At 64.4% G+C, this 6,174-nt stretch carries 6 protein-coding genes; 4 read left to right on the top strand and 2 right to left on the bottom strand.

Annotated elements, in window-relative coordinates:
* Positions 1–263 precede the first annotated feature (263 nt).
* Positions 264–869 (top strand): L,D-transpeptidase, encoded by a 606-nt coding sequence (locus tag Q0743_RS28285; RefSeq protein WP_298244751.1) that lies wholly within the window; start codon positions 264–266, stop codon positions 867–869.
* A gap of 87 nt (positions 870–956) precedes the next feature.
* Positions 957–1,994 (top strand): amino acid ABC transporter substrate-binding protein, encoded by a 1,038-nt coding sequence (locus Q0743_RS28280; protein WP_298244752.1) that lies wholly within the window; start codon positions 957–959, stop codon positions 1,992–1,994.
* A gap of 260 nt (positions 1,995–2,254) precedes the next feature.
* On the opposite strand, the gene Q0743_RS28275 is transcribed toward Q0743_RS28280, so the two are convergent.
* Together Q0743_RS28275 and Q0743_RS28270 are read right to left on the bottom strand one after the other, a co-directional pair.
* Positions 2,255–3,394, bottom strand: coding sequence for an acyl-CoA dehydrogenase family protein (locus Q0743_RS28275; protein ID WP_298244750.1), 1,140 nt, complete (start codon positions 3,392–3,394; stop codon positions 2,255–2,257).
* Between the two features lie 155 nt (positions 3,395–3,549).
* Positions 3,550–4,749: an acyl-CoA dehydrogenase family protein gene (locus Q0743_RS28270; RefSeq protein WP_298244749.1), complete on the bottom strand. Its 1,200-nt coding sequence runs from the start codon at positions 4,747–4,749 to the stop codon at positions 3,550–3,552.
* 137 nt (positions 4,750–4,886) lie between these two features.
* Between Q0743_RS28270 and Q0743_RS28265 the strand changes: the two genes are divergently transcribed.
* Entirely contained in the window at positions 4,887–5,432 is a 546-nt protein-coding gene (locus Q0743_RS28265) for a carboxymuconolactone decarboxylase family protein (protein WP_298244748.1), read from the top strand.
* Between the two features lie 114 nt (positions 5,433–5,546).
* Entirely contained in the window at positions 5,547–6,038 is a 492-nt protein-coding gene (locus Q0743_RS28260; protein ID WP_298244747.1) for a VOC family protein, read from the top strand.
* Positions 6,039–6,174: the final 136 nt, after the last annotated feature.

Raw genomic sequence — 6,174 nt, 5'->3', positions numbered from 1 at the left:
CATTTTCGGCTTGATGCGTGGAAGGCTCGAACAGAGATGTGTGAATACTGTAGCCCGCGAGCGGGGGAGGGAGCGCACTACCGCTGCGGCGGCGATCTAGGCTTTTCGCGCCATCCCCTGTTTGTGGCATTGCCCGCTCCCGTCAAAAAACCATAGGCATTCTCGTGACATACCAGGGCGGCGCGCCATCAACTTGCCATGAACTTGCCCCTCAGGTTTGATGGTTCGAATGATTTGCGCTGTGGCAGCGGGGAGAGCATCACATGACCGATTTTCGTCGCCTGACCGGGCTGTTCGTGGCGGCCTCCGTCGCGGCCTTGAGCCTCGTCCTGTCCACGCCCTTCGCCTCGGCGCAGCAGCCCGACCGCGGCGACGAGCCGGGGCTGGTCGCCGACGACGCCTACCAGCTCGATCCGGAATGGCAGAAGCAGGTGGTCTACTTCCGCACCACCGAACCGCCCGGCACCATCATCGTCTCGACGGCCGAGCGGCACCTCTATCTGGTGCAGCCGGGCGGGCGTGCGATCCGCTACGGCATCGGCGTCGGCCGCGACGGCTTCCAGTGGCAGGGCCTCGTGACCATCACCAACAAGAAGGAATGGCCGGACTGGACGCCGCCGCCGGAGATGATCCAGCGCCAGCCCTATCTGCCGCGCTTCATGGCCGGCGGCCCCGGCAATCCGCTCGGCGCCCGCGCCATGTATCTCGGCACCACGGTCTACCGCATCCACGGCACCAACCGCCCCGATACGATCGGCACCAAGGTGTCCTCGGGCTGCTTCCGTCTCGTCAACAATGACGTCGCCGATCTCTACGACCGCGTCCCTGTCGGCACCAAGGTCGTGATCCGGCAGAAGCCCGAACTGTAATTCCACCGTCGGAGCATGATCCGAAGGGGTCATGCTCCGCGCCCTCCTCCCCATTACTTTTCCCGATTTTTTCGAGAGAGCAACATGATGCGCACCTTTCGTGGCGGCCTGCTGATCGGGCTCGCCGTCGCCGTGCTGGTCGCCGTTCTGGCCATCATCTATGAATTCTACGATACCCGCACGCTGAAGCGCACCGTGCGCCGCGGCGAGGTGCTGTGCGGCGTCAACAAGGGGCTGCCGGGCTTCTCGTATTCCGAGGACAACAAGAACTGGGCCGGCTTCGACGTCGATTTCTGCCGCGCGGTCGCCGCGGCGATCTTCAACGACCCGGGCAAGGCGAAGTTCATCCCGCTCGATGCCAGCGAGCGCTTCAAGGAATTGCAGAGCCGCAAGGTAGACATCCTCTCGCGCAACTCGACCTGGAGCATGGCGCGCGAGCTCGACTACGACCTCTATTTCCCCGCGGTCGCCTATTACGACGGCGCCGGCTTCATGCTGCCGCGCTCGCGCAACAAGGAGACCTCGCTGGATCTTGATGGCAGCAAGGTCTGCGTCCAGGCCGGCACGACGACCGCGCTCAACGTCAAGGACTACTTCAAAGCCAACAACATGAAGTACGACGAGATGAAGTTCGACAAGCTGGACGAGGTCGTGAAGGCCTACGACACCGGCAAGTGCGACACGTTCTCCGCCGACGTCTCGCAGCTCTATGCGCTCAGGCTGAACCTGTCGAAACCCGGCGACCACATGATCCTGCCGGACATGATCTCCAAGGAGCCGCTCGCGCCTGTCGTGCGCCAGCGCGACGACGACTGGATGATGATCGTGAAGTGGACGCTGTACGCGATGATCAATGCCGAGGAGCTTGGGGTCACCTCCGAGAACATCGACGAGGCCCTGAAGTCGAAGAAGCCCGAAGTGATGCGCCTCGTCGGCACCGAAGGCAATTACGGCGAGCAGCTCGGCCTCACCAAGGACTGGGCCGTCCGCATCATCCGCCACGTCGGCAATTACGGCGAGATGTACGAGCGCAACATCGGCGAGAAGTCCAAGCTGAAGATCCCGCGCGGCATGAACCAGCTGTGGAACGCCGGCGGCGTGCAGTATGCGCCGCCGATGAGGTAAAGGGTCTCTCCGACGTCATTGCGAGCGCAGCGAAGCAATCCAGAATCCCTCCGCGGTGACAGTCTGGATTGCTTCGTCGCAAGAGCTCCTCGCAATGACGGGGTTGGGGCGCGAGCGCCCTCCACACTCTCGACTGTCATCGCCCGGCTTGACCGGGCGATCCAGTATTCCGAGACGCCAATCGCATGCGGAAAAGCCGCGGCGTACTGGATCGCCCGCCTTCGCGGGCGATGACAGTCAGTATGACGTGACGGTGCGCCTCAATACCCCCGCGCGCGGGCCAGCTGCTCAGTGTGGTAATTGGCATCGCCGAACAGCTCCTCGCAAACCCTTGCGCGCTTCATGAAGAAGCCGATGTCGAACTGGTCGGTCATGCCCATGCCGCCATGCATCTGCACGCCCTCCTGCACCGCGCGCGTGGCGGTGGTGCCGGCGCGTGCCTTGGCGACGGCGACGCTTGATGCCGCCTTGGCGACATCGGCGTCCAGCGCCTGCAGCGCCTTCATGGTGGCGGCGCGGGTGATCTCGATGTCGACATAGAGTTCGGCGGCGCGATGCTGCAGCGCCTGGAATTCGCCGATCAGCTTGCCGAACTGCTTGCGGTTCTTCAGATACTCGACGGTGCGGTTGAAGACTTCCTCGCTGAGGCCGACCATCTCGGCAGCAACCGCGCCGCGGCCGATGTCGAGCACGCCGTCGAGCAGGGCGGCGCCCTGATCGACCTCGCCGAGCACGCTGTCGGCATTGACCTCCACATTGGCCAACTCGATCCGCGCCGCATTGTGCGCGTCGACCATCACCGTGCGCTCGATCGCGACGCCCTTGGCCTTTGGGTTCACCAGGAACAGCGTCAGGCCGTCACGTTCGCCGGCAGCGCCCGCGGTGCGTGCCGCCACGATCAACAGGTCGGCGACGTGACCATCGACCACCAGCGCCTTGGCGCCGGAAAGCTTGAAACCGTTGCCGGCACGCACGGCCTGCAGGCTGGTCTGCAGCGGGCGATGCTTGGCGCCTTCGTCGATCGCCAGCGTCGCGAGCAGCGAGCCGTTGGAGATCTTCGGCAGATATTCCGATTTCTGCGCGGCGTTGCCGCCGCGGGCCAGCGCGGAAGCTGCGACCACGCTAGTTGCGAGGAAAGGCGACGGCATCAAGGTGCGGCCGATCTCCTCCATCACGACGCCAGCCTCGACATGGCCGAGCCCGCTGCCGCCGAACTCTTCCGGCACCAGGAGGCCGGCAAAGCCCATCTCGGCGAAGGAATGCCACAGCTCCTTGGAGAAGCCGGTGGGATCCTTAGCATCGCGCAGGTGCCGCAGATGCGACACCGGCGCCTTGTCGCTGATCAGCCCGCGCGCGCTATCGCGGAGCATCGATTGTTCTTCGGTGAGGACGAGGGCCATGTGCGTGTTTCCGATGAGTAATCTATTGGTCTTCGTCATTCCGGGATGCGCCGTAAGGCGCAGGCCCGGAATCCATAATCCCGATTCGTGGTTATGGATTCCGGGCTCGCGACTTCGTCGCGCCCCGGAATGACGGGTGGTGAGAGTGCGCGCCCCTACGCCCCCGGCAGATCCAGGATGCGCTTGGCAACGATGCCGAGCATCACCTCGGTGGTGCCGCCTTCGATCGAATTGGCCTTGGTGCGCAGCCAGGCGCGCGGACGGGCGCCCTGCCTGGAGCGCTCGCTCTCCCATTCCAGCGCATCGACGCCGCCGGCCGACATCAGAATCTCGTAGCGGCGCTTGTTGAGCTCGGTGCCGTAATATTTCATCGCCGACGAGAAGGCCGGATGCGCCTGGCCCGCCTTGGCGAGATCGACCGCGCGCTCGGCGCAGGCCGCGAGCGCGGCCTCATCGACGTCGAACGTCGCGATCTTCCCGCGCAGCATGGAATCGTCGAGCCGCCCCAGCGCATCCGTGCCGACGGAGTCGGCCGCGATCTGGCCGAGCGGACGGCCGACGCCGCGCTCGCCCATGCCAGAGATCATCGCGCGCTCGTGCTGCAGCAGATATTTCGCGACGTCCCAACCGCGATTGACGGTGCCGACCACATGCGATTTCGGCACGCGGACGCCGTCGAAGAAGGTTTCGCAGAACGGCGAATAGCCGGAGATCAGGAGGATCGGCTTGGTCGTGACGCCCTTCGAGGTCATGTCGAACAGGATGAAGCTGATGCCGTCGTGCTTCTTGGCAGCGGGATCGGTGCGGACGAGACAGAAGATCCAGTCGGCGTAGTTGGCGTAGGAGGTCCAGATCTTCGAGCCCGTGATGACGAAGTCGTCGCCGTCGCTCTCGGCGCGGGTCTGCAGCGAAGCGAGATCGGAGCCGGCATTCGGCTCGGAATAGCCCTGGCACCAGCGAATCTCGCCGGCTGCGATCTTCGGCAGATGCTCCTTCTTCTGGGCGTCGTTGCCGTATTTCAGCAGCGCCGGCCCGAGCATCCAGATGCCGAAGCTCGACAGCGGCGGGCGTGCGCCCATCTTCGCCATCTCGGCGCGCAGCACCTTGTGCTCGGCCGCGCTGAGGCCGCCGCCGCCATACTCCCTGGGCCAGTCCGGCACGGTCCAGCCCTTGTCGCGCATGCGCTCGAACCAGATGCGCTGCGGCTCGGACGAAAACTTGGTGTTGCGTCCGCCCCAGAACACGTCGGCATCCGACGTCGCGGGCTTGCGCATCTCCGGCGGGCAATTGGCTTCCAGCCAGGCGCGCGTCTCGTTGCGGAATGTTTCGAGTTCGGCGTTCTCAGTCTCACTCATGGTCGTTTCCATCAATCAAAATCGACTTGTTGGCGGCGACTCTGGGCCAAGCTCTCGCGGAATTCAACCACTTCCACGGGCCGCATTCCGCTATAGTCGCGGCGACGGCAGCGCTTGAAAACAAAAAGGAAACGACGATGCGCCTGAAACTTCTTTCGCCTGGCGAAATGAACGAGAGCCAGCGGCAGACCTATGACGAGTCGATTGCGGGCAAGCGCGGCAAGCCGCCGGCGCCGATGATGGCCTGGCTCAACAGCCCCGACATGGCCCGGCACGCCACGCGGCTCGGCGAAGTGCTGCGCTACGACACCATCTTTCCGGCAAAGCTCTCGGAGATCGCGATCCTGGTGACGGCGCGGCACTGGACTGCGCATTACGAATGGTATGCGCATAAGCGCCTCGCGCTCGCCGGCGGCATGGCACCCGAGACCATCGACGCGATCCGCGACCGGCGCACGCCCGATTTCGACGATCCCAGGGGCAAGATGATCTACGACCTCGCCAAATCGCTGCATGAAGGCCACGGCGTCGAGAAGGGGCTCTACGACGAGGCGCTGAAGCTGCTCGGCGAACGCGGCGTCGTCGAGGTGATCGGGTTGTGCGGCTATTACACGATGGTGTCGATGACGCTGAACACGTTCGAGTTCGAGCTGCCCGAGGGCGAGGTGAGGGAGCTGGCCTAGAGCCTTTCCCGTTCGCGATGCGCAATTGCGCATCAGGAAACGCTGGGTTTCGGGATCGGCCGTAGCGCCGCCCCGGGGCCCGCCCTATGTGCATGTTTTCGAGGGAGCATTCACATGTCGCAGAACACCGTTGATGCCGACACGAGGATCGGCCACGTCCATCTCAAGGTCGCCGATCTCGATCGCGCACTCGGCTTCTATTGCGGCGTGCTCGGCTTCGAGCTGATGCAGAAGATGGGCTCGGGCGCGGCCTTCATCTCGGCCGGCGGCTATCATCACCACATCGGGCTCAACACCTGGGAGAGCAAGGGCGGCTCGCCGCCGCCGCCTGATGCCACGGGACTTTATCACACCGCAATCCTCTATCCGACGCGGCCGGCGCTGGCGGACGCGCTGCATCGGGTGCTCACGGCCGGCATTGCGCTGGACGGCGCCAGCGATCACGGCGTCAGCGAAGCGCTGTATCTGCGCGACCCCGATCAGAACGGCGTGGAGCTGTATCGGGACAAGCCGCGGGAGCAGTGGCCGTTCGGGCCGGACGGCAAGCTTGCGATGTTCACCAAGCGGCTGGATGTCGAGGCGTTGCTGCGGGAGCGGGAGGGGTGATGCCGTAGGGCGGATTAGCGAAGCGTAATCCGCCACGCATCGGCACATGCGGAGCCAAGTTGGCGGATTACGCTTCGCTAATCGTACTGCGTCATGGGTTTCTTCGCGTGCGTGAAGCTGCGATTGCCCCGCAGCA

Origin of the sequence: uncultured Bradyrhizobium sp. (assembly GCF_936943645.1) — a bacterium.
Classification (GTDB): domain Bacteria; phylum Pseudomonadota; class Alphaproteobacteria; order Rhizobiales; family Xanthobacteraceae; genus Bradyrhizobium.
Note: the sequence above shows the minus strand (reverse complement) of the source record. Positions and strands in the feature narration are given on the sequence as shown.

Bases quoted from the DNA above. Each gene is read 5' to 3' on its own strand.
- Q0743_RS28265 (WP_298244748.1), top strand. From the start codon at position 4,887: ATGCGCCTGAAACTTCTTTCGCCTGGCGAAATGAACGAGAGCCAGCGG.
- Q0743_RS28270 (WP_298244749.1), bottom strand. From the start codon at position 4,749: ATGAGTGAGACTGAGAACGCCGAACTCGAAACATTCCGCAACGAGACG.
- Q0743_RS28275 (WP_298244750.1), bottom strand. From the start codon at position 3,394: ATGGCCCTCGTCCTCACCGAAGAACAATCGATGCTCCGCGATAGCGCG.
- Q0743_RS28260 (WP_298244747.1), top strand. From the start codon at position 5,547: ATGTCGCAGAACACCGTTGATGCCGACACGAGGATCGGCCACGTCCAT.
- Q0743_RS28285 (WP_298244751.1), top strand. From the start codon at position 264: ATGACCGATTTTCGTCGCCTGACCGGGCTGTTCGTGGCGGCCTCCGTC.
- Q0743_RS28280 (WP_298244752.1), top strand. From the start codon at position 957: ATGCGCACCTTTCGTGGCGGCCTGCTGATCGGGCTCGCCGTCGCCGTG.